The organism is Gemmobacter sp. 24YEA27 (assembly GCF_030052995.1).
Taxonomy (GTDB): Bacteria; Pseudomonadota; Alphaproteobacteria; order Rhodobacterales; family Rhodobacteraceae; genus Pseudogemmobacter.
The window spans coordinates 2931252-2958085 of sequence record NZ_JASJPW010000001.1 but is presented as its reverse complement, the minus strand read 5'-3'; the positions used below and the strand labels follow the sequence as shown (position 1 = coordinate 2958085).

Here is a 26834-nt window from a genome sequence, read left to right as displayed (position 1 = left end):
TCAGGCCAGCCGCTTCAGGGCGGCATCCGCCAGGGTGGTCAGGATCAGGCAGCAGGACGTCGCGCCGGCATCCGGCACCCCGCGCGAGCGTTCCCCAAGCCGGCTGGCGCGGCCGATCTTTGCCACCAGATCAACGGTCGAGTCGCGGCCTTTGACTGCGGCCTCAGACATCGCCGTCAGTGCAGCGGCAAGGCCCTCAGCTTTCGCCGCATCAAAGGCCTCGACCGCAGGCACCAGGCAATCGATCAGTGTCTTGTCACCCACCTGGGCCGAGCCGGTCTTGCGCACCCCCGCCAGGGCCGCGTTCATCACATCGGCGAAACCATCGGCATCAAGACCCGGGCGGCCTGCGACTTCATCGGCCATCCCCTGGAACATGAAGCCATAAAGCGGGCCCATCGAGCCGCCGATCTCGCTCATCAGCACATCCGAGAGGATCCGCAGCGCCTGATCGAGGCTGGCATCCGCCGGGATCCGGTCTGCGGCGCGGCCAAAGCCCTTGGCCATATTGATCCCGTGGTCGCCATCGCCGATCAGCCCGTCGATTTCTGACAGATGCGCCTTATTGGCGACGATCACGGCGGCGATCTCGCGGACAATCCCGGCGCTGCCCGCCACCGGCACAGATGCGCCGGTGAGGGTGACATTCTTTGCAATCGTGGTGGCGGTCGCAGCCGCGCTGGCGGCATGGCGGCCATGGGCCACCCCTGCGTTTTTCGGCGCTGCCACCGCACCCGTGGCCATGCCAGGCGCCTCGGCTGCAAGATCGAGGAGTTCTTTCAGCTCGGCATCCAGCGCCATCACGGTCAGCGTCGCGCCGACCATCTCAAGCGAGGTGAAGTAATTGCCGACGAAAGCCTTGTGAACATGAATGCCCTTGGCATCCAGCTGGCTCTCGATCCGGTCATAAAGCACATAAAGCTCGTTGATCGGCGTTGCGCCAAGGCCCGAAAGCAGCACCGAAACCTCGGCGCCCTCCTGCAGCCCGTGATCACCCAGCACGATGTCCAGCATGTCATCCGCCACCGCATCGGCGGTTTTCAGTGCTTCGACCCGGACGCCGGGCTCGCCGTGATGGCCGATCCCGACCTCCATCGTGCCGGGCTCGATTTTGAAATTCGGATGGCCCACGGCGGGCAGGGTGCAGGGCCCAAGGCCGACACCGACCGACCGACAGGCATCAATCGCCTTTTGCGCGGCCTGGATTACCTCGGCCAGAGAACCGCCTTTGGCTGCCTTCGCGCCGCCGATCTTCCACATGAAGATCTCGCCCGCGACGCCGCGCCGGCGCTCGCGCTCGGCCAGCGGGGCCGAGCAGACATCGTCATTGGCGACGACTGTGGCGACCTCGATCCCGTCGGGGGTCACCATCTCTTTCGCCATGCGCACATTCATATTGTCGCCGGCATAGTTGCCGTAGAGCACCGCGACCCCGGCGCCGCCATCGGCTGCGCGGATCGCATCGGCAAAGCTTTTGGCGGTCGGCGAGGAAAACAGCTCTCCCACCGCCACCGCATCGACCATATTGCGGCCGGTATAGCCGATAAAGGCCGGCTCATGCCCCGACCCCCCGCCGGTCACGATGCCGACCCGGCCCGGCTGCGGTGCCGCCGTCGAGACGACCACACGCGGATTGTCGGGATCAAGCCGCACAAGATCGCGATGCGCACGGACAAATCCCGCGACAGTTTCATCGACGATATCGTCGGGGTTATTGAGGAAGCGTTGCATATCTGATCCCGTTTTCCGTTCGCAGCCAGGCCGTCTCCATGCCCCGCGCAGGCTGCGCGATCTGGCCGGATTTCGGACTGAGCTGGTCTCCTCCGGACGGCGGGCTGCAAAGCTGCCGGCCCCGTCCTGCGCCTGTTTTTTCGCGCCGGTTGATTTTTGTCAAGACACAACTGAAAAATGTCAGATCTGCCTCGGCTGCGCCCCGACGGCACAAATATCCCTGCTGCCAGTGCGGCTGGAAATGTGCTGTGGCGATGTGACTGCGCCCCGACGGCATCTCTGTGCAGGGGGGGCTGCGATGCTCCACCCAGGAGAGCGGTGATGCGTGTTGTTGCAGAAACCGCCGGCAAGCGGGTTTCCCTCGGCGAATCCAGGGGGTTAATGGTCTGTCGTGACCAGGCCCGACCCCGCCCGCTGCCGAACCCAAAGCCTAGCCCCCTGAATGCTGAGACCGACATCCGGGGCGCGTGACGTTCGAATGCGACCGATCCCCCGACCACCGACCCCGACGTGCGGCTTTACAGATTGTCGCCGGGCACCTGGGCCATGCTATGCTTCGTTGGTCATGCGCTGATGGAAAACCGAAGCTGGCTGACCGATCGACCGGGCGGCTGCCGCCGGCGACCGGAAATCTCGCAAGACTGCCCAAACTGCCTCGCGCCTGAGGGGAACCGGCCAGGCCAGACCATGCCGAGCCGCGCGCAGACCCGGCAGACCAGGGCGCAAATTGCCTCACATGCGAGACCGACATTCCAGGCGCAGGACTTAATCAGCAGCCTTCCAGAACGGGGGCAAACATAAAAACGCGATATCATCACCCGCTGATGCGGGGTGACACCCTGGCAGCGTTCAGGGCATCCGCGATGGCAGCCCGCGAGGTATCGGCGCGGCACATGGGCAAGAAGCACACGGGCAAGAAGCACACGGGCAAGAAGATGGATGCGGCCTGCCGGTCAGCCGCGTCGGCGACCTGGGCGGCTTCGGCCTCTGGCTTTCCGCATCCATCGCGTCAATGTTGGCCTCGCGCTGCCTTGCCCAGGCTTTCGCGGTCTTTTCGCGGTCGAAAGATCGCAATTCCTGGAACCCGTGGCCCCTGCGCACGATCTGCGTTATGAACGCGCTCGTGCCGTCCGTTACGGTCCGTCCATCTGTCGTTGACATGTATGACACTTCACCAGCCCGCAGGGCCCGGAGACATGCAACATTCAGAGATGGTCGAAAATCTGCCAGAATGTGTAAGCTCGTATGACCGCGAAAATGAAGATAACTGACCAAAATCAAGGTGCTTACGGCAGTCAACGGCTTTCCGTTGCCCCGATGATGGACTGGACTGACAGAAATTGTCGTTATTTTCACAGGGTCATGAGCCGTCGCGCCATGCTCTATACTGAGATGGTGACTGCGCCTGCGATCCTTCACGGGCCCAAAGCGCGGCTGCTGGATTTTTCCGGCGAAGAGCATCCGGTGGCGCTGCAGCTCGGCGGCTCTGACCCGCGCGAACTGGGCGAGGCGGTGCGGATCGCGCGCCCCTGGGGCTATGATGAGGTGAACCTGAATTGTGGCTGCCCTTCCGACCGGGTGCAGTCGGGCTGTTTCGGCGCGGTGCTGATGAAGGATCCCGATCTCGTTGCGGAATGTGTGACCGCGATGCAGGCCGAGGCGGATGTGCCGGTGACGGTGAAATGCCGGATCGGGGTCGATGATCAGGACGAAGAGGCGGTGCTGCCTGCCTTTATCGAGCGCCTCGCCAGGGCCGGGATCACGCATTTCATCATCCATGCGCGCAAGGCCTGGTTGCAGGGCCTCTCGCCGAAAGAGAATCGCGAGATCCCGCCTTTGAATTATGACCTCGTCTTGCGGATGAAGGCCCGTTTCCCGGACCTGACCATCTGCCTCAACGGAGGAGTCGCCGATCTCACAGCCGCTAAAACCTTGCTTGATCAGGGGCTTGATGGGGTGATGACCGGTCGGGCGGCTTACCACGATCCCGGCCATGTGCTGATCGGGGCGGATCGGCTCTGGGGTGAGGAGCGGCTGCTGTCGCGCGACGCGGTGGTGCGCCAGATGCTTCCCTATATCGACGCACATATGGCTGATGGCGGGCGGCTGCATCAGGTCACCCGCCATATGCTGGGGCTGTTTCACGGCCTGCCCGGCGCGCGGGGCTGGCGTCAGGTGCTGTCAACCAAAGCGAGCCGTGAGGGCGCAGGGGTTGATGTCGTGCTGGAGGCGCTGGAGCAGGTCACCCGGCTGCCTGCGTGACAGACCTTCGACCGAGCCAGGCGCAGGCAGTTCTTCACGCGGCCAGGTGGAGGGGATTGGAAGGGTTTTCGCCTGGGCTGGTGGCAGCAGTGGACGCCAGAAGATAAGCCTTTCGCCGCGATGCCTCCGGCAGGGGCGTGGCCTCCGCTGCCACGTCCCCGACTGAGCGTTTAAGCGCGCGGGGCAGCCATGCCGGGGTCTCCCTGATCGTCCGGACCCCGTTCCGTGATCTGTACGACCGCATCGCGGTTGCCCTTTTCGGTGAAAATGGCTGTGCCCGTTATGGCCCTCTGGCCTCAGGCGGGCCCAAAAAAGGCGCCTGCGGCACATGGTCCTGGATGCTCCCGCTCGGACGACACCGGGATGACACGTACCGGTTGCCTGCGGCTTCTGATCCGGAAACGCTTCTTAGGTCGTGTTGACCAAAGGGATTCCGCTTGCAGGCGTCCTATGATTCAAGCTCATCTCTACTTGGGAGATGGGCTTGGCGCGCAACCTGATATCCGACGATGAGTGGGCCTTCTTTGAGGGCTTCATTCGTGGCGTCCGACACCCGAATGGGCGGAATCCTGCGGATCATCGTATTGTTCTGAATGGTATTTTCTGGGTCGCAAGAACCGGCGCGCCTTGGCGCGACCTGCCCGAAGGGTTAGGCAAGTGGTCCTCAGTCTACCGGCAGTTCCGCCGCTGGACGCTCGCAGGGCTGTGGGAGGACATCCTGGACGCGCTGAACCACGCTGGGATCGCGCCAGACAAGCTCCAGATGGTTGATAGCACTGTGATCCGCGCCCATGATCATGCGGCAGGCGCAAAAGGGGGACTGCTGACAAGAGGCTCCTGGCCGTTCGAGAGGTGGGTTCTCGACCAAAATCCATCTCCGGGTCAACGGTGCGGGCCTCCCGATGAGGACCGAGATCACGCCCGGGCAGGATTCCGACTACACCGGCTACGATCTGGTGATGGCTGACAATCTGCCCCAACCGGCAGTTCTGGTCGCCGACAGGGGCTATGACTCTGATAAAATTCGGGAAGACATCGAGAGCCGCAACGCCCTGCCCATGATACCGATGCGAAAGAACCGAAGGGTGCGCAAGACTGTCGACATGACCATTTACACCCTGCGCAACATGGTCGAGCGCTGCTTCAACAACTGAAAAACAGCCGCAGACTGGCAACCCGCTATGACAAAACCGCAGACAGTTTCCTCGGCTTCGTAGACGTTGCCTGCATCAGGCTATGGCTTCGCCATTTGTCAACACGACCTAGACGAGGACATTAATCTGGTGTCATCAGAGATATGACCGGCGTTGTTGCAAAAGTCAGGGTCAGAGCGGGTTCGCCCCTTTCCCGTTGAGTTCATGCCATATGTTCGATCTCGGCCTGACCGAGGGCATTGAAGCAGTTCATAAGAGCGACACGGATGTGGATTTCGGCTGTCTGGTGGTCCGGATTTCGTGATGTGATCCGTTCGCCGAGGGCTTTCAGGCATCTCATCTTCGCCTCGATCCGGCTTCGGATGTGATATCCGGACCAGCGTTTGCAGGCTGCGCTTCCCAGGCGTTGGGTCGCGCGGAGGATCTCGTTGCGTGCAACGGCGGCGGGACAATCCTCCCGCCATCGTCGCCCGTTCCTGCGGATGGGAATGACCGCCGTGCCACCGCGTTCCAGGATCGCCGTGGGGCACCGGCGCCTGTCGAACGCGCCGTCCCCGGTTACGGCGCCGAGCGGTTCACCGGGCGGTATCTGCGCCAGTAGGTGCGGCAGAACAGGACTGTCGCCCTTGTCGCCGGAGGTGAACTCCACCGCGCAGACGTCACCGGTGGCCGTATCCATTGCCAGATGGGCCTTGCGATACTGGCGCCGGCGATGCGTGCCGTGCTTGCGCGCCAGCCACCCGCCATCGCCCAGGAACCTGATCTCGGTGCTGTCCACCAGCAGGTTCAGCGGGCCCGGCGCGCGTCGGCCCGGGATCCGGACCGTGATGGTCTTTTGCACCCGGTTCAGGGTGGAAAAGTCCGGCACTGGCCAGTCGAGCCCTGCCATCTGCACGATGCTGCCCAGCATCCAGGTCGTTTGTCGGAGCGGCAGTCCGAACAGGACTTTCACCATCAAGCAGAATTGGATGGCGGCATCACTGAACACCGGCGGCCGACCGTTGCCCCGGCCCTCGGAGCGCGCCAAACCATGTCCCTGTCCTGCAAGATCAGCAGCGATCCGCGCCGCCTGAGCGCATCGTTGCAGGACTTCCAGTTCGTCATGCGGTAGCGGGTGGGGCCAGGCTTGCTCATGCTGACGGTCTGACCCGCTGGCTTCGCAACGTGAATCCTTGCCCAGAAAGAGTTTTGCTACAACACCGATGGGAGGGCAAAATCTGCGGTGGCGGGATCACTGCATCCTGACCCGATAAGACCCGCCGCAGGTTGCGGCCCCGTTTCAGGCAGGGGCCGTCTCGTCCAGCGTCCAGGCAAAGCCGGAAAAGCCGTCGCGGAAGGCAAAGACCACCAGATGTTTGTCGACGATATAGCGCGCTTCGATAATGCCGCGCACATCTTCCGCTGAGACCTTCACCGAGAGGCCGCCTGCATCGGCCTCCATCTCAAGAGGTCCCGGGCCGAGCGTGGCCCGACCGTGATGCGCATCCACTTCGACCTCGATCTTATGGGCGAAATGCCGGAACAGTTGTTGCATATATTTCGAGCCATTCGGGGTCTCGAAACGCGCCGATGATGTCAACATCGCTGGATCCTTCGCTTTTGTCTTTCCGGATCTAAGAGCTCACTCTCCGCCGGGCAAGACCGGGTTTATGCTCAGTCCGGCGGCGTCACCGTGCAAATTCGCACCGGGGCGCGACAGGTTGCGACAACTATTCGATCAATGCACGAGGCGCAGGTGCCGTGCCGCAGGGGGATGGGTCGGACGATGGTCCGGTCGCTCTGTGGGCCGCAGTGAGGGGCGTTGTGAGGCGGTGCCGGCGGCAACCGGGATAAGGCTCAGGCCCTCAGCCTGTGCGGCAGATTTTGCGGCGGCCTTTGCGGCGGCGGTGTTTTCCGCATCCTCTGCCGGGAACCGCGCCGCGAAAGACAGGGCTACCTGGATCAGCAGCGGATCCATCCGGCCGCCGGTGACCTCAAGCACCGGGCCGCGCGCAAGATCGGCGCGGTCGCGGCGCATCGCATGCAGCATGAGGCAAAAGGCAGCCTCCTCCGGCGTCACCTGGTCGCGGCAGGAGGTGCAGAGCGGGTTGGCATAGTGGAAATCTTCGTCCCGCGCCTGGCGCAGCGCCTGGATCACCGCAAGAAGCCCATGCGCGATCTGCGGGCCGCGCGCCTGGCCCCAGCGTTCGGCGGCAATCGTATAGGCGCTTTGCCAGGCCTGGCTTTCAGGCCGCGCGAAGGCGGTCATGAAATGGCGGGTGACGGCCAGCATCCCGGTCTCGAAAGCATCGAGCCCCAGCGAGGCAAGCTGCAAGGCATCGGCATCGGCGAGATGTTCAGACATCGGGGCAGGTGGCTCCGGTCGGGGGCCGTTTCTCAGGGCGCAGTCCCGGCTTATGCGGGTCCTGTGCGGAAACGGTCGCTGTTGCGGTAAACTGGGGCGGGCGTGGGAAGGCAGGCAAGTCGCAGATCGTAAAGTCAGGATGACATCGGGCGGCGCGCCCGGACATATCTGGCGAAAAGCTGGACTTGTATTTCCTATTAAAATACTCTGAATTAATCAAGCCGAATGTTTGCTGCGTTTTCAGAAGTTTGTGTTCGGGGAGTGTTCACTTCCACGCGAGACACTGCCGCGAGAAAACAGTAAATGGCCCGGCGCGGAAAGCTCCGGGCCGGACCATTAAACCGGTTTATCGTTTTGGCAATGCAGCCATCTGGTCAGCCGGCAACCTGATCTGTCAGTCTCGGATCCCATAGGCCGAGCGGTCGGGCGGCAGCGGGGTGAACCCGGCCCGCAGGAGCTGCGGCTGATCAGACCCCGCACCCCCGGAGAACACGCCCCCGGAGAACGGGCCCCCGGAGAACACGCCACTTTCCACGGCCACCGATTGCGACCCGCCCAGGAGGCCGCGCGGCGCGATCACCAGTACCATTGCTGAGCCATAGGCGAGCGCGAAAACTATCGCGGCCAGAACCGGCCCCCGCGTCAGAGCGTGTCGCTTCTGAGAAATGTCGTTCATGTGATTCTCCCTTTGGCAGCTTCGGGAAGCGGAACGAGCAGTGGCGACAGTCTGCCATGGCATGGCGAGTCTGAGGTTCTCAGTTTTTGCCCAGGTTAGGGAAATATTCCCTGATGTGGCCGATTTGGTTAAGATAGCTGCTATACATCTGGCGAATTATTCGCAAATGCAGGAATTTTTTCGCGCTTGCAGCATTGCAGGAGGCCAGCCCCGCGACATTAATAATGCTGCCGGATTGCTCCGGCAGGCCTGCGTTGATCAGCATAGGCCTGTGCTCTGACCAGCAAAGATAGCAGTGGTCCCGGTACCACAAGGCGCGGTTCCGGGGTTCGGCGCATCGCACAGGCTGTAGGCTTTGGCGGCAATCAGCGGCTCCCTCCTGACCAGCGCAAGTGCCTCATCCGGCTGGCCGCCGGTCGATCCGGGCGGGGGCGCTCCATGGGGAAATGGGCTGTGCTGTTTCGCTCTGGATTTCGGAGCCGCGATACGCGGAGGCGGCCGGGCCGGTGTGAGGCCAGGCCCATGAATTTCATCGAGGGCAGACTGAAGACAGGGCAGATCTTCCCTGTCAGGACTGACCCGGGCGCGGCTTTCCTGCGGCGCCCGGGGCCAGAAAGGGGGGCGTCTTCAGCTGCGGATGCCGGCAAAGCGCTGTTGCCAGTCGGCGCGCTCTTCATCGGTGATCTTGCGGAAGAGGTTTTCGGGCACGGCGAAGGCGCTGCCTGCGACCACGCCGGCCATGGCATCGGCGACATCCTCGGGCCAGGCCCAGTCCTCGCGGCCAAGTGACGCCATCATCGCCGCCGCGGCATCCGGGATGAAGGGGCGCGACAGCACCGCGTAAAGCCGGATCAGGTTGAAACCGAAGCGAACGATGGCCTGGGCGGCCTCCGGGTCGGTTTTCACCACCGACCAGGGCGCAGCGGATTGCAGATATTCATTGCCCGCAACCCAGATCGCGCGCAGCTCTGCCGCCGCCTTGCGCACCTCGATCGCATCCATCAGCCGTTCATATTCACGGATGCGCGTGGTCAGATCAGCAATCAGCGCGGTCTCCTGCGGGCCATAGGCACCGCCCGCCGGCACATCATCGCCGAATTTCGCCTTTGCGAATTTGGTGATGCGGGAAACGAAATTCCCCAGCACATCGGCGAGATCCTTGTTCACCGAGACCTGGAAATTCTCCCATGTGAATTCGGAATCCGCGCTTTCCGGTGCATGGGACAACAGCCACCAGCGCCAGTAATCCGAGGGCAGGATCGACAGCGCCTGGTCCATGAACACACCGCGCCCGCGCGAGGTCGAGAACTGACCGCCGTCATAATTCAGGTAATTGAAGGATTTCAGGTAATCCACGAGCTTCCACGGCTCGTTTGAGCCGATGATCGTTGCCGGGAAGGACAGCGTGTGGAAGGGGACATTGTCCTTGCCCATGAACTGGTAATAGGTGACGTCAGCGGCGCCTTTGTCGGTGCGCCACCAGCGTTCCCAGTCAGCGGCCGGGCGGCCATTCGCATCCGCCCATTCGGCGGTGCAGGCGATATATTCGATGGGCGCGTCGAACCAGACATAGAAGACCTTGCCTTCCATCCCCGGCCAGGGCTGGTCCCCCTTTTTCACCGGGATGCCCCATTTCAGGTCGCGGGTGATGCCGCGATCCTGCAGGCCATCGCCGTCATGCAGCCATTTCTTCGCAATCGATGTGGTCAGGATCGGCCAGTCCTTCTTGCCGTCGATCCAGGCCTCGATATCGCCCTTCAGCGCCGACTGGCGCAGATAGAGATGTTTGGTCTCGCGCAGCTCGAGATTGGTCGAGCCGGAGATGGTCGAATGCGGGTTGATCAGATCGGTCGGGTCAAGCTGCTTGGTGCAATTGTCGCATTGATCGCCGCGCGCGGATTCGAACCCGCAATTGGGGCAGGTGCCCTCGATATAGCGGTCGGGCAGGAAGCGGCCATCATCGATCGAATAGAACTGCTGCTCCGTAACCTCACGGATCAGCCCGTTATCGGCCAGAACCCCCGCGAAATGCTGGGTCAGGCGGTGGTTTTCCGGGCTGGAGGAGCGACCGAAATGGTCAAAGCTCAGCCGGAAGCCCTTTGCCAGATCGGCCTGGACGAGATGCATTTCGCGGCAATAGTCTTCGACCGGCTTGCCGGCTTTGGCGGCGGCAAGTTCGGCGGGGGTGCCATGCTCGTCGGTCGCGCAGATGAACATCACCTCATTGCCGCGGCCACGCATATAACGGGCAAACAGATCCGCAGGCAGCTGCGAACCGACAAGGTTCCCCAGATGCTTGATCCCGTTGATATAAGGAATTGCAGAGGTGATGAGAATGCGGGCCATGAAGACGCCTTTCGACCGGTTCGGATCCGGGGTTTAACGCGGGGCGCCGCCAAGGGCCAGAGCTTTGCGATAAACCATCCCCTCCGGGCCGGGCCATCCGGTTCGCCTGTCAGGACCGGGGCAGGGCCGGATCATCAGTCCGGGCGGGTCATGGCTTTTACGCGTCCGGAAATATCCCCGGGGGCGGCTCCGCCACAGGTGGGGCCTGGGAGGTATCGGAGGGCAGAGCCCCCTCTGTTTCGGTGCGCAATAGCCCCCATCGACCAGGTGATAGCTTCCGGTAACAAAACTCGCCCGATCCGAAAGCAGGAACAGAACCAGTGACGAGACCTCCTCTGAGCGTCCCAGCCTGCCGACCGGATGCTTCGAGATCAGCCAGTCGCGGGTCTCTTTGTCGAAGCCCGAAAGCAGCGGCGTGTCGATAAAGGCGGGGCCGACCGCATTCACCCGGATGCCCTTTCCGCCATATTCCATCGCTGCGGTTTTGGTCAGGCCCAGCACGGCATGTTTCGCCGCGACATAGGCCGCCGATCCGGCAAAGCCCTGACTGCCGAGGATCGAGGCCATATTGACCACCGCACCGCCGCCTGCGCGCTCCATGGCTGGCAGTCCAAAACGCAGGCCGTAGAAAACCGCATTCAGATTGACGGCGATCACCCGGTCCCAGCCGTCCAGCGGATAGGCGCCTGTCGGGGCCGAGGGGCCGCCGATCCCGGCATTGTTGACCAGAAGATGCAGCCCGCCATGCTGTTCGGCCAGCGCGATCTGGGCCTCCACCACCGCAGGATCCGCAACATCGCCGTAAGCCGCAACCGCCGCGCCCCCTGCGGCGATGATCTTTGCAACCGTCTTTTGCGCTGCATCCTCGGTCAGATCCGACACGACCACGACAGCACCGGAGGCGGCCAGATCCAGCGCGACCGCCTCACCGATCCCCGATCCGGTCCCGGTTACCAGTGCCGTTTTTCCGTCAAACCTGATTTCCATATTCAGGACTCCTCTGTGTCCGGGATGGGCTCAGGGCACAGTCTGGGCCTGCCGGGGCGTCCCTGCCTTGATCTGGCGCAAACCGGCCCTGGGCGCGGGGATGTGCAGATGTGGCGGCCTTTTGCGCAAACGCCGCCCCTGCATGCCAGCCTGTCCGGGCGGCCTTGCCTCCTGCTTCCGGCGCCCGCAGTCTCGCCCGCAAAAGGAGCTCTGCCATGAAAATGATTCCCCTCGGTCGTTCCGGCCTGACCGTCTCAGAGCTCTGCCTCGGCACCATGACCTGGGGCAGCCAGAATACCGAGGCCGAGGGTCATGCCCAGGCCGATCTGGCGCTGGATCGCGGCATCACCTTCTGGGACACTGCCGAGATGTATCCGGTCAACCCGGTCCGGGCCGAAACCGTGGGCCTCAGCGAAGAGATTGTGGGCTCCTGGATCAAAGCGCGGGGCGGGCGCGACCGGCTGGTGATTGCCACCAAGATCACCGGCACCGGCCAGCATGTCCGCCCCGGCCAGCCGATCACCGGCGCCAGCCTGCGGGCGGCGGCAGAGGCTTCGCTGAAGCGGCTGAACACCGATTATATCGACCTTTATCAGCTGCACTGGCCCAATCGCGGCAGCTACCATTTCCGCCAGAACTGGAACTATGCGCCGACCGGAATCGACCGTGCCGCCGAAACCGCTGCGATGACCGATATCCTGACCGCCGCGCAGAGCCTGATTGCCGAGGGCAAGATCCGCGCCATCGGGCTCTCGAATGAGACCGTCTGGGGCACGGCGCGCTGGCTGCATCTGGCCGATACGCTGGGTCTGCCGCGCATGTTCAGCGCGCAAAACGAATATTCGCTGTTGTGCCGCCAGTTCGACACTGATCATGCCGAGCTTTCCCTGATCGAGGATCTGCCGCTGCTGGCCTATTCGCCGCTTGCGACGGGGCTGCTTTCTGGCAAATATGCCGGCGATGTGACGCCCTCAGACAGCCGCCGGGCGCGGGTCCCGGATCTCGGTGGCCGTATCACACCGCAGGTCTTTCCGGCGGTGGCGGCCTGTCTCGCGGTGGCGGCGGATCACGGGCTCAATCCGGTTCAGATGGCGATTGCCTTTTGCCGCTCGCGGCCCTTCACCTCGATCCCGATTATCGGGGCGACCAGGCTTGCCGATCTCGCGACCTGCATCGGCGCGGCGGGGCTGAATTTGTCGCCCGGGGTGCTGGCCGATCTGAACGAGGTCTATCGCCTGCATCCGCGCCCGTTCTGATCCTTTGCCGGGCGCTTCGCGCTTGCCCGCCTGGCCGTTTCGGGGCAGTCTCGCGCCATAATGATAAACACGGGCAAGAGCGGCGGGACAGCCGGATGACAGGTATCGGGTATCGGTTTGTGACACTGGCCGGGGCGCTCGCGCTCGCGCTGACGCTTGGCGGCTGCCTGCCTGGGGTCGAGAAATCCGGCGCGGGCGGGGCGGGCACGGAAAAATCCGCGACGACGGTTATCACCGGCGATGCGATCGAGACCACACCGCTTGGCCCCCCGGTGCTGCCGCTGGCGCGCCGGTGGCAAAGACGACACCCGCCACAGCCGGGGCCGCGACGGGCGCGAAAGAGGCCGCCCCCGCAGAGGCTGCCGGACAGCCTCATGAGGCCGCCCCGCAAGTGCCCGCCGCGCAAGAGGTGACCCCGCAAGAGGTGGCCATGCCGGAAGCCGCCCCGGTCGAGACCAACCCCTTCACCGCTGAGGCCCGCCTGACCTGTGAAAAGGCCGGGGGCAGCTGGGCAAAGACCGGGTCCGGCTTCAGCAGCTGCGTCTGGAGCACGAAAGATTCCGGCAAGCGCTGCACCGCGTCGAGCCAATGCAAAGGGCAATGTCTTGCGCGGTCGGGCACCTGCGCGCCGTTCACACCGCTGTTTGGCTGCAATGAGATCCTTGATGACAGCGGCCGAAGGATGACCGAATGCCTGCAATAACCCGACTGATCCGCCTTGGGCTTGCCGCGGCGGGGCTTGGCCTCGTCCTGCAGGCCTGCGCGCCCCGCGCGCCTGAAACCGTCGGCCGCACGGTGTTTCGCAACTCAGGCGCCGGGATCTGGTCCGCCGCCGCTTTCCAGCCCGCCCGCATCACAGGCGACTGGCGCCAGGCTGCTGCCTATACAAGGGGCGCGACCCAGAGCTGCGCGCCCGGCGGCGCCGTCTTCAGCCAGACAGCTTCCGGCCAGCTTTCCCTCAAAGCCCGGCTCTGCCTCGACGGGCGTGAGATCACCGCTTCCGGCCCCGTGACCGTGACCGGCCCCGGCAGATTCACCGTGCCCGGAATGGGAGAATGGTGGGTGATCTGGGTCGACAGCGGCTACCGCACCCTCGCCATCGCAACGCCAAGGGGCGAATTCGGCTTTGTGCTTGACCGGGGCCGCATCAGCCCAGACCGCCTGCGCGCCGCCGCCGAAATCTTCGATTTCAACGGCTATCCGAAAGACCGGCTGAAGCCCTTCTGACCAGGTCTTTCCGGCAATGCCGTCTGCTCATGACGAAGATATTCCCGCCGGAGGCGTCAGCCCCCGGTGGGAAACCCGTCCCTACAGTATCCGCCGAAACGCCGGCCGCGCGCCGGAATTGTCGAAAAACGGTACGCCGGGCTGATCGCCACCGCGCAAAAGATTGCTGATCTCGGCCAGAACCACTTCGGTGACAAAGGGCAGATCAAGCCGCCTTGCCTCCTCCAGCCCCAGCCAGGCCAGATGCGACAGCTCATCCGAGGCCTGCGAGAAATCATCCGGATCGCCGTCCAGCCCCGCCGCATCAGCGAGGAAAAACCGCGCATCAAAGCGGCGCGGCCGCCCGGGCGGCGTGATGGCACGAAACACATAGCGCAGCTTTGCCGCCCCCGGCGGATATCCCAGCCCGGTCTCTTCGCGCAGCTCGCGCAAGGCGGCCGTCACCAGCCGGCCAGGTGCTGCCCCGCCGGGAACGCCCGGGCTGATCTGCGCCAGGCGTGCGGCGCAATCCGCGCTCAGCCCCGAGACCCCGGCATCCTCATCCGCCGCATCCAGACCACCACCCGGAAAGACGAATTTCGACGGCATGAAGACCGCTTTCGCGCCGCGCTGCCCCATCAGGATCCGCGCCTCGCCGCCCTCGCGCCGGGTGAGGATTACCGTGGCCGCATCGCGGATCTGTGGCTCATCCACGTTCATTTCCTCCAAAGCCATGCATCCTCCGCGACCATTGCAATCCGACAAAGGCCCCCTTGATCCGGGGCAGCAAAAACAGCGACATCGCCACACTCGCCACCGACAAAAGCGCAGCGGTAATCAGCGGATCAGGCGTCCATTTGATATAGAGCGCGAGCATCAGCGGCCCGATGATATGGCCCACGATCAGGATCGTCACATAGGCCGGCCCGTCATCGGCGCGCTGGTGAAACAGCGCCTCATTACAGACCGGGCAGTGATCGCGCACCTTGAGAAAGCCCTGGAACAGCGGCCCCGCGCCACAGGACGGGCAGCGGCGGCGCCAGCCGCGCAACATGGCCGGGCGCAGGGGCCGTTCAGAGGCATCCTGGTCCGGCGCTGGCTGCTCTGCTGTGCCTCCGGCTTCTTTGCTGACCCGCCCCTCCGCCAGCAGATCATAGCCGGAGGCGGTTTTCGGATTGCTGCTCTGCATGCCGCGTCTTCTGCCTCTTCGATTCTCGTCCCCGCCATCAGATTAGGCAGTTTGAAACCTGTTTCACAGGGATGTTTAGTCGCATCCCGCCCCGGCGCAGGTGCTTTATCGGGAATGCTCTTGCGGTGGCGGGCCGGATTTATCTGCGATACCGCGACGGAAGCGCCGATCCGCGCCGTTATAAAGCTGTCAGGCACTACGGGAACGGCCGGTTTCGGACAGCATATATCGGATGGCGGGCCGCTTCGCGGATCGTTCAGTAAAAGATCGGTTGAGGGCGGGGGGCCGCAAGCCGGGCTTTGCGGTGACCCCGGGTTCCGGGGTAACAGATGGGAATGAAGATGCCCCGGGATACGGTCGAGGACGAGGACGAGGCGGTTTTGCTCGCGCGCTATGCGCAGGGCGATGCCGTTGCGGCCCGGCTTCTGACGGCGCGGCTTTTGCCGCCGGTCCTGTCCTTTGCCAGCCGGATGATGGCGGGCGACCGGGCCGAGGCGGAAGACATCGCGCAAGAGGCGATGCTCCGGCTCTGGCGCGCGGCCCCGGGCTGGCGCGAGGGCGAGGCGAAGGTCTCGACCTGGCTCTACCGGGTGGTGGCCAATCTGGCGACCGACCGGATCCGCAGCCGGCAGCGCCGCCACCGTCACACAGGCGGTGCGCCGCTGGAACTGAGCGATGCGCCCGAAGCGGCAGATGGCACGCCGGGGGCTGAGGCGCGGCTGATCGCGTCCGAACGGATGGCCGCACTTGACCGTGCGCTGGCCGCCTTGCCCGACCGCCAGCGCGAGGCGGTGGTCCTGCGCCATATCGAGGGGCTCTCGAACCCCGAGATCGCGGCGGTGCTGGGCGTGGGGATCGAAGCGGTCGAAAGCCTGACCGCACGCGGGCGCCGCGGTCTGGCGCAGGCGCTCGGGCCGTATCGGGCGCTTTTGGGGTTTGAAGGGGATTGAGCGATGGGCAAGACAGAGCTGAATGGACCAGAACGGAATGGGCCGGAGCTGACGGGCGCCGAGCTTGACCGCGTCTTCCTTCTTGCGCGGGCGACTGCCCCCGAGCCATCCGGGGCGCTGATGGCGCATGTGCTGCAGGCGGGCCTTGCGGCGATGCCGGCACCTTCAGAGACACCCTTGCGGCGGGCACATCCTGCGGCTGCGGGTCCCCTTGCGGGGATCGTGCGGCTCTGGACGTCTTTCAGCGCGGGGTTCGGAGGCAGCGGTGTGGTGGCCAGCCTTGGCGCCGTGGCCGCACTTGCGCTGTTTCTGGGCTATTCCGACCCCGCCGGGCTGAGCGACGGGTTCTGGACCGGGGTGGCGGCCGCGACCGGGGCCGAGGGCGATGACGGGCCTGAACTGGAGCCGGTGGCGATCTATTTTCTGGCCGGAGGCTGAGGAGAAATGGGTGTGACGGATCCGCAAAACGGGGCAGGACAGCCTGGAACGCGCGGCTGGGTCAGGGCGCTTCTGGCGGCCTCACTGGCGCTCAATCTGGCCATTGGCGGGTTTTTCGCCGGTGCCTGGCTGGGGGCCTGGTCGGATATGCATTCGGGCGCCAGAAGCGGCGGGGAACATGGGTCGGGCGCGCGGCGCGACAATGGGCTCGGGCCGCTGGCGACAGCGATGCGGGGCGAGGACTGGCGCGCGATGCGCGAGGCCTGGGTCAGCCGCAACCCCGATCTGAAACGCGGCCATGCGCAGCTGCGCGCCGATTATGACCCGCTTCTGGCCGCGCTGCGGGCCACGCCTTTTGAGGCCGGAGCCATGCAGGATGCGCTGGTGACGATCTCGGAAAGCAACAGCCGCCGTCTTATCAGTGCCAGCGAGGTGATGGGCGCCTATCTGGCCACCCTGAACGAGACCGAGCGCCGCGCCTATGCGGAACGGCTGGAACATGCGTTGCAGCCGAAGAAGAAAAAGGACTGACCACAGGGGTTTCCGGACCGGGCTTTCAGGCGCCGGTCAGGCGCAGATCTCCGCCCGGTCCAGCCCGAAACGCGCAAGATATTTGCGCAGCCCATCGGCATCATTCTGACTGGCCTTGTCCTGGCGCGAGGCGGCAAAGCGCCTGCGTCCCGCCGCCGAAAGGCTCGCGCAATCGCGACAGGCGCGGATCGTCGCCACCAGCTGGACGCACGCCGTGACCTCGGTCTCGGAGACGGCCGGACAAGAGCGCCACGCCCCGATCAGCTGCAAAAGGGCGGCCTGTCCCGCCGGATCAAGCGCATCGATCCGATCAGGAAACAGCCCATCGCCATCGGCTTCGCGCGGGGGCCTGCCCTCTGGGGACAGGCGCGCGCGATGATGGATCAGATCCGCGACTATGGCCTCGCCGCTGTGGGCAATTGCATCGACCCTGACGGCGGCATGATGGCGGGCGATATGCCGCAGCCCTGAATGACCCGCAATCGTCGCTGAAGAGACCGCCCGGACCGTAAGGCCCGGGCGGTTTTTTGTCATTCGGCAGCGGTGCGCAGCCCGGTATTATGGCTGTCGATCCGGTCGCCGATCGCAAGGCCGAGGCGGCTGGCATAGTCTGCCGCGCTGAGCTTCTCGCCCTGAGCGGTGCGGACGCGGCCGATCTCGATCAGACCGCCTTGCAGCGCGACCTGGACCTTGCCGCCGTCGATCCCGGCGATGGTGCCGGGCTTGCCTTTCACATCGGCAAAGCGGCGGGCGGGGATCAGATGGCTGTCATAGATGCGGATCTTCTCGTCGCCGACCAGCATCCAGGCGCCGGGCGCCGGATCGCATCCCCGGATCAGGTTGTGGATATCGATCGCATGGGCCGACCAGTTGATCCGCGCCTCGGGGTCGCGGCACCAGCCCTCATAGGTGGCCAGGGCCTCATCCTGCACGGTCTCGCTGTGTTTTCCCGCAAGGATCAGGTCGGCGGCTTCGAGCATCGCGGCCACACCCATCGGGAAGAGCCGGTCGAAATAGACGGTGCCAAGCGTGTCATCAGCGCTGATCGCAGTGGTCTTTTGCAAAACGACATCGCCCTCATCCAGCCCGTCATTGGGGCGGAAGATCGTCAGCCCGGTTTCGGTCTCGCCCCGGATCAGCGGCCAGCTGATCGCGCTTGGGCCGCGATATTTCGGCAAAAGCGAGGGGTGATAGCAGATGGCGCCATGTTTCGGGATGGTCACAAAGCCCTGCGGCGCGAATTGCAGCACATAGGCCATGACCGCGAGGTCGACATCCAGCGCGCGCAGCGCCTCTGCCGCCGCGTCGCTGGTCAGATTGGGGAGCTGCAAGGTCTTCACCCCCTTTTCTTCGGCCGCAAGCCGCAGCGGATCGGGTTTCGCACCAGGCTTTTCGGGCGCACAGAAGACGGCGGCGACATCATCGCCACGCGCGAGGAAGGCTTCAAGAACGGCTTTGCCAAAGGCCTGCTGGCCGATGATCGCGATACGCATCGGGAGATCCTTTATGGGAATTTGGGGAAAAGCGGGGTCCGCCACCCTGGCCGTGACCAGTCAGACGGACCCCGAAGTGAGCCTCGGGAAAAGGCTTCAGGGAGTTAGGGGGGCAGGTCAGGCTGGTCCGGTATTGATCCAGACCACTTTCGGTTCGGTGAAATTGGCGATGGCTTCTTCGCCATGTTCACGCCCGAAACCGGAATCGCGCACGCCCCCCAGGGCAGGCGGATATCGGTCGGGCCATAGGTGTTGACCCAGACGGTGCCGGCCTTCAGCTTGCGGGTGAAGCGGTGGGCACGGGTCATATCAGAGGTCCAGACCCCGGCGGCGAGGCTGTAGACGGTGCCATTGGCAAGGCGAAGCGCATCGTCATCGTCTTTGAACGGGACCACTGCCGCGACCGGGCCGAAGATCTCTTCCTGCGAGATACGCATGTCGTGACGGACATTGGCGAAGACGGTCGGCTCGATGAAATAGCCCTGGTCGCCGTGGCGGGCACCGCCGGTCACGACCTCTGCGCCCTCGGCCCGGCCGATCTCGATATAATCGAGAATGCGGTTCATCTGCACTTCTGAGACCACCGGCCCCATCGAGGTGCCCGACTCCTGCGGGTTGCCAAGCCGCATGCCTTTGGCCCGGGCCGCGAGTTTTTCAGCCACCTCGTCATGGATCGATTCATGAACGAGGATGCGCGAGCCGGCCGAGCAGACCTGCCCGGTATTGAAGAAGATCCCCGAACCCGCCGCCCGCACTGCCGCATCGATATCGGCATCGGGGAAGATGATATTGGCGGATTTCCCGCCGAGTTCGAGCGTCACGCGTTTCAGGTTCCCGGCCGACCCTTGCAGGATCTGGCGCCCGACAACCGGCGAGCCGGTGAAGGTCACTTTGTCGATATCGGGGTGATCCACGATGGCCTGGCCCGCAACCTTGCCAAAGCCCGGCACCACATTCAGCACACCCGGCGGCAGCCCGGCTTCCAGCGCAAGCTCGCCCAGCCGGATCGCGGTCAGCGGCGTAATCTCGGCCGGTTTCAGCACGACCGTGCAGCCACAGGCCAGCGCCGGTGCGATCTTCCACATGCCGATCATCAGCGGGAAGTTCCAGGGGATGATGGCGCCGACCACACCCAGAGGCTCGCGCACCGTATAGGTCAGCGCGTCCGGGCGGGCAGGGGTCACAGTGCCGGTGATCTTATCGGCCCAGCCCGCGTAATAGGTGAGGGTATCGATCACCGCCGGCAGATCCTGGCGGCGGATCGCGGAAACCGGCTTGCCGGAATCAAGGCTTTCCAGCTCGACCAGCTCTTCGCTGTGGCTCCGGATCACCTCGGCGAATCGCAGAAGAAGCGCGCCACGGTCGGCGGCGCGCATCGGGGCCCAGACCTCTTCAAACGCCTTGCGCGCAGAAGCGACGGCGAGATTGACATCCTCGACCCCGGCTTCGGCCACATGGGCAAGATGGGCGCCGGTTGCGGGGTTCAGCGTCTCGAAAGTGCGGCCCGAAAGCGCAGGCCGCGTCTCGCCGCCGATCAGCAGCGGATAGATCCCGCCGGTTCTCTGGTCGAGCATAGTTCCCTCCATCATATGCACGTCAGTTCATATATTGACCGGGCGATCCGCTCTCCCCCCGGAATCGCCTGATGAAAATAAGCTTACTCCGGTGAAAAATTATGTGAATATGATTTGGGTTACATGACTCGCCGGGCAAGGTCCGGCAAGCTTGTGCCGGACTTGCAGGTTAAAGACATGAACAGGAGTTCATAAGATGGACAGGTCAGTCAGGGTTGAAATCGCGCCGGTCTGGGCGTTTCAGCGCCGTGAGACCCAGGAGCGACTGGAGATCACGCTGGGCTTGCTGTCGGATATTCGCAATACCGGCAAGCTCTCGGTCGCGGCGGCCAGGGCGGGGATGTCTTACCGCCATGCCTGGAATCTGCTGGTCAAATGGTCGGAGTTTTTCGGCTCGGATCTTGTGGAGCGCAAGCAGGGCAGCGGCACCAGCCTGACGGCCTTTGGCGACAAGCTGGTCTGGGCGGCGGAACGGCTGGAAGCGCGGCTGCGGCCTTTGCTGCAAAACCTGGCACAGGAACTCCAGACCGAGGTGAACCAGACGCTTGCCAGCGGGCGGCTCGAGCTCCGGGTGCGGGCAAGCCACGGCTTTGCGGTGCCGAAACTGCGCGAGCTGCTGGCGCGGGATTTCGAAGGCAGCGTTGATTTCCGCTATGTCTCGAATTCGAACTCCCTGGTTTCGATGGTGGAAAACACCTGTGATCTTGCCGGGATGCATTTGCCGCAGGGCGAGCTGCGCGCGCGCACGCTCGCGATGACGCGCGGCTGGCTTGACCCCGAGGAACATCGGGTGATCTCATTCGTGACGCGCGAGATGGGGCTGATTGTGGGAAAGGGGAACCCTTTGGGGATCACCCATTGCCATGATCTGACGCGCTCAGGCGTGCGGCTGGTGAACCGCGATCCCGACAGCGGCACGCGGATCCTGTTTGATCACCTGCTGGCGCAGCACCAGGTGCAGGGCGCGGCGATCAACGGCTATTCGCATTCCGAATTCACCCATGCGGCCGTGGCGGCCTATGTCGCCTCGGGCTTTGCCGATGTGGCCTTTGGCGTCGAGGCGGCGGCGCGGCAGTTCGGGCTGGATTTCGTGCCGGTGCTGACGGAAGACTACGTCTTTATCTGCCACCGCCGCATTCTGGACCACCCGGCGATGGAGCGGGTGCTGGCGGTGATGCGCGGGCCGGAATTCGCGCGCGAGATCTCGCAGCTGCCGGGCTATCAGGTGAAGGAGCCGGGTAAGGTCAAGACGATCCGCGAGGTGTTCCGCGCGCGCGGCTGATATGGCGCTATTCGAGCGATTTCAGCTGGCTGACCCGCGATGTATCATCCGTCAGATCTAAGGATTCGGTCGATATGGCCAGCATGGCCGACGGCGCGAACAAAAGCCTGGCATCCATCATCTTCCGGCCATCCGCCGCCGTCATCACCTTATGGATCCGGAAGCTGGTATAGATGCAATCTTCCCAGGTCACCGCCTCTTCGCCCAGGACCCGGATGGTGAGCGAGACTGTCACCGGCGCTGCTTTTTGCCGCGTCATCCGGGCCTTCAGGGTGATCTCGCCGCCCTGATCCCGGATCGCTTCTGGCCCGGGCAAGGGCAGGGGGGCGTTCCAGTCATAGCTGATCCGGAAGCCCGGCGCCTCGCTCGTCAGCGGCCAGAGACCAGCCGCCAGGCGCGAGGTGATCTGGCCGCTGCGATAGGTCAGCACATCATCCGTCAGGTCGAGATATTCGAGCGTGGCACCGTCGGAATAGACCGCGCGCGCGGGCAGGTCCTCTGCGGTGAAGCAGCCGGCCGCTGCGGGGCCCGCGGCGAAGAGGCCGAGGACCAGGCCGCGGATCACCCGAAAACCCTGACGCCGCTTTCGGTGATCATGACGTCGAGCCGCTGATCGGTGCTGTCGATCGGCACCTCGTCCATCTCCTGCGCGTCAAAGGCGAAACCGACCGCCAGCGTAGGGCGGCGCGCGCGCAGGGCTTCGAGCGTGCGGTCGTAAAAGCCGCCGCCATAGCCCAGCCGGTAGCCGCGGGCGTCAAAGGCCAGCATCGGCACGATCAGGATCTCGGGTTCCGCCCAGGCACCCTCGGCCGGGATCAGCGCCTTGAAGGTGCCCTCGATCAGGGGGGCACCGGGGCTCCATTCGCGAAACCTGAGCGGCTGGTCGCGGCCAGCGATCACCGGCAGGCAGAGCGGGCCCTGATGTGCCGCCATGGCGGGCAGGGGGTCGATCTCGGTCCGGAATGGCATATAGCCCGAGAGCACCTTGCCCGCATGTGCCGCCAGATAATCCGCCAGCAGATCCGCTGCCTGACCTTGCCCTTTCGCATAGGCAAGCGCGCGGGCTTCGGCCGCCTGTCTGCGGATTTCAGCTTTGAGTTCTTTCACAACAGCACCAGTGCAGCGAAGCCAAGAAAGGCAAGATAGCCCATCACATCGGTGAGTGTAGTCACAAAGGTTCCCGAGGCAAGCGCCGGGTCCATCCCCATCCGGTTAAAGGCAAGTGGCACCAGAACCCCGCCCGTTGCCGCCACAACCTGATTGCAGATCATCGCCATCGCCAGCACCGATCCAAGCCAGGGGTCGTGGAAGAAAACTACGGCTGCAAGGGCCAGAACCAGCGCGAGGAAGATCCCGTTCACCATTCCTGCCCGGAGTTCGCGCCAGATCACCCGCCGGGCATTCGCCGGCGTCAGATCGCGGGTCGCAAGCGAGCGCACCGCCACCGCCAGCGACTGCGTGCCCGCAATCCCTCCGGTCGAGGCCACAATCGGCATCAGAGCCGCCAGCAGCACCAGCGAGGCAATCACCCCTTCGAATTGCGAAATCACCAATGCGGAAAGCGAGGCGGTGAAAAGATTGACCACCAGCCAGGGCAGGCGGCTTCTGACCGTCGCGATCACCCCGTCCTGGATCGAGCTCTCATCCGAGACACCGGCGAGGCGCAGCATGTCTTCTTCATGTTCTTCGTCGAGCACATTCATCGCGTCATCAATGGTGATGACGCCGACCAGCCGACCATTCTCGTCCACCACCGGGCAGGAAATCAGGTGATACTGGTTGAAGTAATAGGCGACATCGGCCTCTTCATCGGTCGCCTTTACGGTGCGGAAACTCTCTTCGGTGATGTCTTTCAGCTTTGCATCGCGCGGGGCCGAGAGGATGCGGCCAAGGGTGACATAGCCGATGGGGCGCATCCTCGGATCGGCGAGGATGACATGATAGAACTGGTCGGGCAGCCAGTCGGCACCGCGCAGAAAGTCGATCGTCTCGCCTACATTCCAGTGCTCGGGGCGATCACCACCTCGCGCTGCATCAGACGCCCGGCGGAATACTCCGGATAAGACATCGCCTGTTCGACCGCGATCCGGTCGGCATCTTCCAGCGCATCAAGGATTTTTTCCTGCGCGGGCTCGTCGAGATCTTCGAGAATATCGACCACGTCATCGGTGTCGAGTTCGCGAACGGCCTCGGCCACCACGCTGTCAGGCAGCGATTCGATAACCTCTTCGCGGATCGACTCGTCGATCTCGGACAGCACATCGCCGTCGATGCCGCCATGCCAGAGCGCCAGCAGCCCGCTGCGGTCCCCCGAGGAGATCTGTTCAAGGATATCGGCGATATCGGCGGCGTGCAGGGGATCAAGCAGTAAATCAAGCCGCGCGGTATCCTTTGCCGCAACGGCTTCAAGCACCTGGGTCAGGCGTTCGGCGGCCAGTTCCTCGTCGTCGCGCTCCTGGACCGTTTCCCTCATGGACACTCCTTCACCGCACTCTCCGGACACCGCATTCTCCGGGTTTACCGGAAGCCGTATGCGGGAAACAGGGGGCAAGCGGCGGATTTCCTTTCGCTGATGACGGCTTATTGTAACATGGTGGCGGTGTTTCGCTGACAGGATGTGAACGGATCGGAGAGGCGAATGGCGGATCTCTTGCTGGGACAGGTGCTGAGTTTCACCGGCGACCCCTTTGTGATCGGCGAGGCTGCGGCGCAGCATCTGAGCCAGGGCGCGGTGCTGGTCGACCAGGGCCGGATCAGGGCGGTGGGGCAGGCGGGTGATCTGCGTGCGGCCCATCCCGGCGCCAAGGTGCATGATTACGGTGACTGCCTGATCTCGGCCGGGTTTATCGACGCGCATGTGCATTACCCGCAGACGGCGATCATCGCCTCCTGGGGCAAGCGGCTGATCGACTGGCTGAACCTCTATACCTTCCCCGAGGAAATGCGCTTTGCCGATCCCGCCTATGCGGAGGAGATCGCGGGGCGCTATCTCGATCTGGTGCTGGCGCGCGGCACCACGACGGTCTGTTCCTATGCGACGATCCATCCGGCCTCGGTCGATGCGATTTTCAGGGCCGCGCAGGCAAGGGGGATGCGGGTCTATGCCGGCAAGACCTGTATGGACCGCAATGCCCCCGAGGGCCTGCGCGACAGCGCGCAATCCGCCTATGATGACAGCAAGTCCTTGCTGGAGAAATGGCACGGCCGGGACCGGCTGTCCTATGTGATTACGCCGCGGTTTTCGCCGACCTCGACGCCGGAGCAGCTTGCGGCACTTGGTACATTGTGGCGCGAGCACCCCGATTGCCTGATGCAGACGCATCTCTCGGAACAGACCGATGAGATCGCCTGGGTGAAAGACCTCTTCCCGCAATCGCGCGATTACCTCGATACTTACGAGACCCAGGGGTTGTTGCGCGAGGGCGCGGTCTACGGCCATGCGATCTGGCTGACCGACCGCGAAAAGGCGCGGCTGCGTGAGGCCGGTGCTTCGCTGGTGCATTGTCCGACCTCGAACATGTTCATCGGTTCGGGGCTTTTCGACATGGGTCTTGCGCGGCATTTGCGGGTCGGGCTGGCCACGGATACCGGCGGCGGGTCGTCATTTTCCATGCTGCGCACCATGGCCGCCGCCTATGAGGTCGCGCAGTTGCGCGGCGAGGCGCTGCATCCGGCGCAGCTCTGGTGGCTGGCGACGGTCGGCTCGGCCCGCGCGCTGCATGCCGAAGGGCAGGTCGGCAATATCGCCCCCGGGATGGAAGCCGATCTGGCGGTGATCGACCTGAATTCCACCCCGGCCATCGCCCAGGCCACTGCCCGCGCCGAAACCCTCTGGCAGGCGCTGTTCCCCACCGTTATGATGGGCGACGACCGTGCCATCCGCGCGGTCTGGATCAGCGGCAGGCCGCGCTGAGCGGGTGCTGGCAACCAGTGAGCCAAAAAAAAGGGGAAGCATGCGCAAACGTAAGGAATAGTGTGCGCAAGGGCGTCAAGTGAAATCTGCGGGTAAGGGGTATTCAGGGCAGCAGCTGGCTGATTTCAGCACGGGAATAAATCCTCGCACTGCCGCCCGCAGGCCCGATGCTGCTTTCATCAAGCAGGGCCTGAAGCACGTCTCATCCCAAACCAGCCGCTATTCCCAAGTCGCGAAAGCTAATGAAGCGGTCATGGAAGGCCTGCCTGTCCGCCGCGCTCATTCGCAGCTTTGCGCTGCCCCGGGCCCCGGCCATCTGCTGACAAGAGACCTTGTTGCGACGGACGAAGGTGATGAGTTCAACCGGGCGCAGCCCCAGCGAAAAGGCAAAGGTTTCAATCGAAATCGCTTCGCCCTCCTGACCCACATGGCCGAGATTGATCAGGACCGAGGCAAAACCGGACCGCTGCACATATTTGCCAACCCGGGCAATCCGCCCGGAGCGGATTTCATCGATGATCCTGGGAAATGTCATCTGCAAGCGATCTGAGGCTTCTGTCAGACTGCACCAGTCATGCAGGGCGAAAGATATCGGCTCCGCCCCAAATAGCAGGTCGTCGATCAGATCCTGCGCCGCCCAAACGTCCCAGAACCCGCCCTCAACGGGCTGCAGAAAGCCCTCATCTCGCATTTGTTCAAACTGCCGGGTTGAAAGCGAGAGAGCTTTGCAGAATTCAGGCTCGGCGAGGCTCGGCGGGAAAAGCGCCTTCGCTTCAGACCTGTCGATCAGCCTCCATTCCGGCGGGCAGCTGCGGTCTTCGCCAATCGCCGCGATGACCTCAGTCTCTGGGATCTGCAGCAGATGCGCCACTGCCCGCACCCCCATACGCCCAGGGTGCAGGACGGGTTCTCCGAGCACCTCATCCCCCGGCGCGAGCGGCCAGGTTTCCAGAATGTGGCGCTGCAGGATACTGCGAAACGGCCGCAATTCCTCGGGGCAAGGATCGCGGGCGAGCAAATCGTAAAGGCCGCCAAAGATCTTGCTTGGCCCTTCCCCGCAATGCCCCATCAGATGTTGCAATCCGACCAAAGCGGCGCAGAGATCCGCGTCCCCACCAGCGCATAGCCGGAAACCGATAGCGGCAGGCCACCAGTGCAGATCCTCTCGGATCGCGGTTGATCTTCGCAGCTTCGTCGCAATTGCCGCCCGGCCAAGTTCGAAGCAGAATTGCGCCGCCGCATGAGGTCGAACTGATCAAGCCATTGTCCTGGCTCAGATTTCCCCTCAAGACGACCCTGGAACCAAAGTTCAAACCCGGAAGGATCGCGGGTCGCAGGGCGCGTTACCGCGGACAGGTCAAGCTCTGCAAGTCGCTCGACGACATCGTGGCAGTCCAACTTGTCCGGAGCCGTCCATAGCGTCATGAGTGGCCTCTTGTGATCAAGGCAAATTGTCATGAGCGGCAATGATCAGACGCCAAGCAGTCCCGGCTGCGATTCAA

24 protein-coding genes and 4 pseudogenes are annotated in these 26834 nt (G+C 63.9%); 11 read left to right on the top strand and 17 right to left on the bottom strand.

The window, feature by feature from the left end; all coding sequences use genetic code 11:
* Positions 1-1731: a dihydroxyacetone kinase subunit DhaL gene (gene dhaL, locus QNO18_RS14765; RefSeq protein ID WP_283178282.1), complete on the bottom strand. Its 1731-nt coding sequence runs from the start codon at positions 1729-1731 to the stop codon at positions 1-3.
* Positions 1732-2172: 441 nt separating this feature from the next.
* On the opposite strand from dhaL, the pseudogene QNO18_RS14760 reads away from it, so the two are divergent.
* The 3 genes and pseudogenes from QNO18_RS14760 to QNO18_RS14750 all read left to right on the top strand — a co-directional run.
* Positions 2173-2319, top strand: a pseudogene (locus QNO18_RS14760) (IS5/IS1182 family transposase); the annotation flags it as partial.
* Positions 2320-2988: 669 nt separating this feature from the next.
* Positions 2989-3993: a tRNA dihydrouridine(20/20a) synthase DusA gene (gene dusA / locus QNO18_RS14755; RefSeq protein ID WP_283178281.1), complete on the top strand. Its 1005-nt coding sequence runs from the start codon at positions 2989-2991 to the stop codon at positions 3991-3993.
* A 478-nt stretch (positions 3994-4471) separates the two neighbouring features.
* Positions 4472-5272, top strand: a pseudogene (locus tag QNO18_RS14750) (IS5 family transposase).
* Between the two features lie 77 nt (positions 5273-5349).
* Here QNO18_RS14750 and QNO18_RS14745 read toward each other — a convergent pair.
* The 7 genes and pseudogenes from QNO18_RS14745 to QNO18_RS14715 all read right to left on the bottom strand — a co-directional run bounded on the left by QNO18_RS14745 (position 5350) and on the right by QNO18_RS14715 (position 11500).
* Positions 5350-6281: pseudogene (locus tag QNO18_RS14745) on the bottom strand (IS5 family transposase).
* 145 nt (positions 6282-6426) lie between these two features.
* Positions 6427-6729: a DUF2218 domain-containing protein gene (locus QNO18_RS14740; RefSeq protein WP_349293864.1), complete on the bottom strand. Its 303-nt coding sequence runs from the start codon at positions 6727-6729 to the stop codon at positions 6427-6429.
* Between the two features lie 135 nt (positions 6730-6864).
* A complete protein-coding gene (locus QNO18_RS14735) occupies positions 6865-7491 on the bottom strand; it encodes a hypothetical protein (protein ID WP_283178280.1) in 627 nt (208 codons plus the stop codon).
* 394 nt (positions 7492-7885) lie between these two features.
* A complete protein-coding gene (locus tag QNO18_RS14730; RefSeq protein ID WP_283178279.1) occupies positions 7886-8167 on the bottom strand; it encodes a hypothetical protein in 282 nt (93 codons plus the stop codon).
* Between the two features lie 79 nt (positions 8168-8246).
* Positions 8247-8432: a hypothetical protein gene (locus tag QNO18_RS14725; RefSeq protein ID WP_283178278.1), complete on the bottom strand. Its 186-nt coding sequence runs from the start codon at positions 8430-8432 to the stop codon at positions 8247-8249.
* A gap of 362 nt (positions 8433-8794) precedes the next feature.
* Positions 8795-10513 carry a methionine--tRNA ligase gene (metG, locus tag QNO18_RS14720; protein ID WP_283178277.1) on the bottom strand — a complete coding sequence of 573 codons (1719 nt, stop codon included), beginning with the start codon at positions 10511-10513 and terminating at the stop codon, positions 8795-8797.
* A 33-nt stretch (positions 10514-10546) separates the two neighbouring features.
* Positions 10547-11500, bottom strand: coding sequence for an SDR family NAD(P)-dependent oxidoreductase (locus tag QNO18_RS14715; RefSeq protein ID WP_349293863.1), 954 nt, complete (start codon positions 11498-11500; stop codon positions 10547-10549).
* Between the two features lie 215 nt (positions 11501-11715).
* On the opposite strand from QNO18_RS14715, the gene QNO18_RS14710 reads away from it, so the two are divergent.
* The 3 genes from QNO18_RS14710 to QNO18_RS14700 all read left to right on the top strand — a co-directional run bounded on the left by QNO18_RS14710 (position 11716) and on the right by QNO18_RS14700 (position 13983).
* Positions 11716-12756 (top strand): aldo/keto reductase, encoded by a 1041-nt coding sequence (locus tag QNO18_RS14710; protein WP_283178276.1) that lies wholly within the window; start codon positions 11716-11718, stop codon positions 12754-12756.
* Positions 12757-13048: 292 nt separating this feature from the next.
* Positions 13049-13459, top strand: a complete 411-nt coding sequence (locus QNO18_RS14705) for a hypothetical protein (protein WP_283178275.1) — start codon at positions 13049-13051, stop codon at positions 13457-13459.
* A complete protein-coding gene (locus QNO18_RS14700) occupies positions 13447-13983 on the top strand; it encodes a lipocalin family protein (RefSeq protein WP_283178274.1) in 537 nt (178 codons plus the stop codon). Before QNO18_RS14705 ends, QNO18_RS14700 begins: the two co-directional genes overlap by 13 nt.
* 81 nt (positions 13984-14064) lie before the next feature.
* Here the strand turns inward: QNO18_RS14700 and QNO18_RS14695 are convergent, their stop codons facing one another.
* Positions 14065-14697 carry an NUDIX hydrolase gene (locus tag QNO18_RS14695; protein ID WP_283178273.1) on the bottom strand — a complete coding sequence of 211 codons (633 nt, stop codon included), beginning with the start codon at positions 14695-14697 and terminating at the stop codon, positions 14065-14067.
* The gene (locus QNO18_RS14690; RefSeq protein ID WP_283178811.1) at positions 14669-15016 is read right to left on the bottom strand and encodes a DUF983 domain-containing protein; all 348 of its coding nucleotides are present in this window, start codon (positions 15014-15016) and stop codon (positions 14669-14671) included. The genes QNO18_RS14695 and QNO18_RS14690 overlap by 29 nt, the downstream gene beginning before the upstream one ends.
* 470 nt (positions 15017-15486) lie before the next feature.
* On the opposite strand from QNO18_RS14690, the gene QNO18_RS14685 reads away from it, so the two are divergent.
* From QNO18_RS14685 to QNO18_RS14675, 3 genes are read left to right on the top strand one after another with little or no spacing between them, the layout of a single operon-like run.
* Positions 15487-16101: an RNA polymerase sigma factor gene (locus QNO18_RS14685; RefSeq protein ID WP_283178272.1), complete on the top strand. Its 615-nt coding sequence runs from the start codon at positions 15487-15489 to the stop codon at positions 16099-16101.
* Positions 16102-16104: 3 nt separating this feature from the next.
* A complete protein-coding gene (locus QNO18_RS14680; RefSeq protein WP_283178271.1) occupies positions 16105-16539 on the top strand; it encodes a hypothetical protein in 435 nt (144 codons plus the stop codon).
* Positions 16540-16551: 12 nt separating this feature from the next.
* The gene (locus QNO18_RS14675) at positions 16552-17070 is read left to right on the top strand and encodes a periplasmic heavy metal sensor (RefSeq protein WP_283178270.1); all 519 of its coding nucleotides are present in this window, start codon (positions 16552-16554) and stop codon (positions 17068-17070) included.
* Between the two features lie 36 nt (positions 17071-17106).
* On the opposite strand, the gene QNO18_RS14670 is transcribed toward QNO18_RS14675, so the two are convergent.
* The 3 genes from QNO18_RS14670 to QNO18_RS14660 all read right to left on the bottom strand — a co-directional run bounded on the left by QNO18_RS14670 (position 17107) and on the right by QNO18_RS14660 (position 20137).
* Complete coding sequence (locus QNO18_RS14670; protein ID WP_283178269.1) at positions 17107-17604, bottom strand: hypothetical protein; 498 nt, start codon at positions 17602-17604, stop codon at positions 17107-17109.
* Positions 17601-18563, bottom strand: coding sequence for a methionyl-tRNA formyltransferase (locus QNO18_RS14665; RefSeq protein WP_283178268.1), 963 nt, complete (start codon positions 18561-18563; stop codon positions 17601-17603). The genes QNO18_RS14670 and QNO18_RS14665 overlap by 4 nt, the downstream gene beginning before the upstream one ends.
* Positions 18564-18667: 104 nt before the next feature.
* The gene (locus QNO18_RS14660; protein ID WP_283178267.1) at positions 18668-20137 is read right to left on the bottom strand and encodes an aldehyde dehydrogenase family protein; all 1470 of its coding nucleotides are present in this window, start codon (positions 20135-20137) and stop codon (positions 18668-18670) included.
* Between the two features lie 196 nt (positions 20138-20333).
* Between QNO18_RS14660 and QNO18_RS14655 the strand changes: the two genes are divergently transcribed.
* On the top strand, positions 20334-21419 hold the full coding sequence (locus QNO18_RS14655) for a substrate-binding domain-containing protein (protein ID WP_283178266.1): 1086 nt from the start codon (positions 20334-20336) through the stop codon (positions 21417-21419).
* 7 nt (positions 21420-21426) lie between these two features.
* Here QNO18_RS14655 and QNO18_RS14650 read toward each other — a convergent pair whose 3' ends face one another.
* From QNO18_RS14650 to mgtE, 3 genes and pseudogenes are all read right to left on the bottom strand, one after another.
* Positions 21427-21984 (bottom strand): hypothetical protein, encoded by a 558-nt coding sequence (locus tag QNO18_RS14650; RefSeq protein WP_283178265.1) that lies wholly within the window; start codon positions 21982-21984, stop codon positions 21427-21429.
* A complete protein-coding gene (locus tag QNO18_RS14645; protein WP_283178264.1) occupies positions 21981-22526 on the bottom strand; it encodes a 5-formyltetrahydrofolate cyclo-ligase in 546 nt (181 codons plus the stop codon). The genes QNO18_RS14650 and QNO18_RS14645 overlap by 4 nt, the downstream gene beginning before the upstream one ends.
* Positions 22523-23892: pseudogene (gene mgtE / locus QNO18_RS14640) on the bottom strand (magnesium transporter). Before mgtE ends, QNO18_RS14645 begins: the two are co-directional and overlap by 4 nt.
* Before the next feature lie 165 nt (positions 23893-24057).
* Here mgtE and guaD point away from each other — a divergent pair.
* Positions 24058-25332 (top strand): guanine deaminase, encoded by a 1275-nt coding sequence (guaD, locus tag QNO18_RS14635; protein ID WP_283178263.1) that lies wholly within the window; start codon positions 24058-24060, stop codon positions 25330-25332.
* A gap of 202 nt (positions 25333-25534) precedes the next feature.
* Here the strand turns inward: guaD and QNO18_RS14630 are convergent, their stop codons facing one another.
* The gene (locus QNO18_RS14630) at positions 25535-26422 is read right to left on the bottom strand and encodes a hypothetical protein (RefSeq protein WP_283178262.1); all 888 of its coding nucleotides are present in this window, start codon (positions 26420-26422) and stop codon (positions 25535-25537) included.
* Positions 26423-26834: the final 412 nt, after the last annotated feature.

Bases quoted from the DNA above. Each gene is read 5' to 3' on its own strand.
- dhaL (WP_283178282.1), bottom strand. From the start codon at position 1,731: ATGCAACGCTTCCTCAATAACCCCGACGATATCGTCGATGAAACTGTC.
- dusA (WP_283178281.1), top strand. From the start codon at position 2,989: ATGAAGATAACTGACCAAAATCAAGGTGCTTACGGCAGTCAACGGCTT.
- QNO18_RS14740 (WP_349293864.1), bottom strand. From the start codon at position 6,729: ATGTTGACATCATCGGCGCGTTTCGAGACCCCGAATGGCTCGAAATAT.
- QNO18_RS14735 (WP_283178280.1), bottom strand. From the start codon at position 7,491: ATGTCTGAACATCTCGCCGATGCCGATGCCTTGCAGCTTGCCTCGCTG.
- QNO18_RS14730 (WP_283178279.1), bottom strand. From the start codon at position 8,167: ATGAACGACATTTCTCAGAAGCGACACGCTCTGACGCGGGGGCCGGTT.
- QNO18_RS14725 (WP_283178278.1), bottom strand. From the start codon at position 8,432: ATGCTGATCAACGCAGGCCTGCCGGAGCAATCCGGCAGCATTATTAAT.
- metG (WP_283178277.1), bottom strand. From the start codon at position 10,513: ATGGCCCGCATTCTCATCACCTCTGCAATTCCTTATATCAACGGGATC.
- QNO18_RS14715 (WP_349293863.1), bottom strand. From the start codon at position 11,500: ATGGAAATCAGGTTTGACGGAAAAACGGCACTGGTAACCGGGACCGGA.
- QNO18_RS14710 (WP_283178276.1), top strand. From the start codon at position 11,716: ATGAAAATGATTCCCCTCGGTCGTTCCGGCCTGACCGTCTCAGAGCTC.
- QNO18_RS14700 (WP_283178274.1), top strand. From the start codon at position 13,447: ATGCCTGCAATAACCCGACTGATCCGCCTTGGGCTTGCCGCGGCGGGG.
- QNO18_RS14695 (WP_283178273.1), bottom strand. From the start codon at position 14,697: ATGGCTTTGGAGGAAATGAACGTGGATGAGCCACAGATCCGCGATGCG.
- QNO18_RS14690 (WP_283178811.1), bottom strand. From the start codon at position 15,016: ATGTTGCGCGGCTGGCGCCGCCGCTGCCCGTCCTGTGGCGCGGGGCCG.
- QNO18_RS14685 (WP_283178272.1), top strand. From the start codon at position 15,487: ATGAAGATGCCCCGGGATACGGTCGAGGACGAGGACGAGGCGGTTTTG.
- QNO18_RS14680 (WP_283178271.1), top strand. From the start codon at position 16,105: ATGGGCAAGACAGAGCTGAATGGACCAGAACGGAATGGGCCGGAGCTG.
- QNO18_RS14670 (WP_283178269.1), bottom strand. From the start codon at position 17,604: ATGACAAAAAACCGCCCGGGCCTTACGGTCCGGGCGGTCTCTTCAGCG.
- QNO18_RS14665 (WP_283178268.1), bottom strand. From the start codon at position 18,563: ATGCGTATCGCGATCATCGGCCAGCAGGCCTTTGGCAAAGCCGTTCTT.
- QNO18_RS14660 (WP_283178267.1), bottom strand. From the start codon at position 20,137: ATGCTCGACCAGAGAACCGGCGGGATCTATCCGCTGCTGATCGGCGGC.
- QNO18_RS14655 (WP_283178266.1), top strand. From the start codon at position 20,334: ATGGACAGGTCAGTCAGGGTTGAAATCGCGCCGGTCTGGGCGTTTCAG.
- guaD (WP_283178263.1), top strand. From the start codon at position 24,058: ATGGCGGATCTCTTGCTGGGACAGGTGCTGAGTTTCACCGGCGACCCC.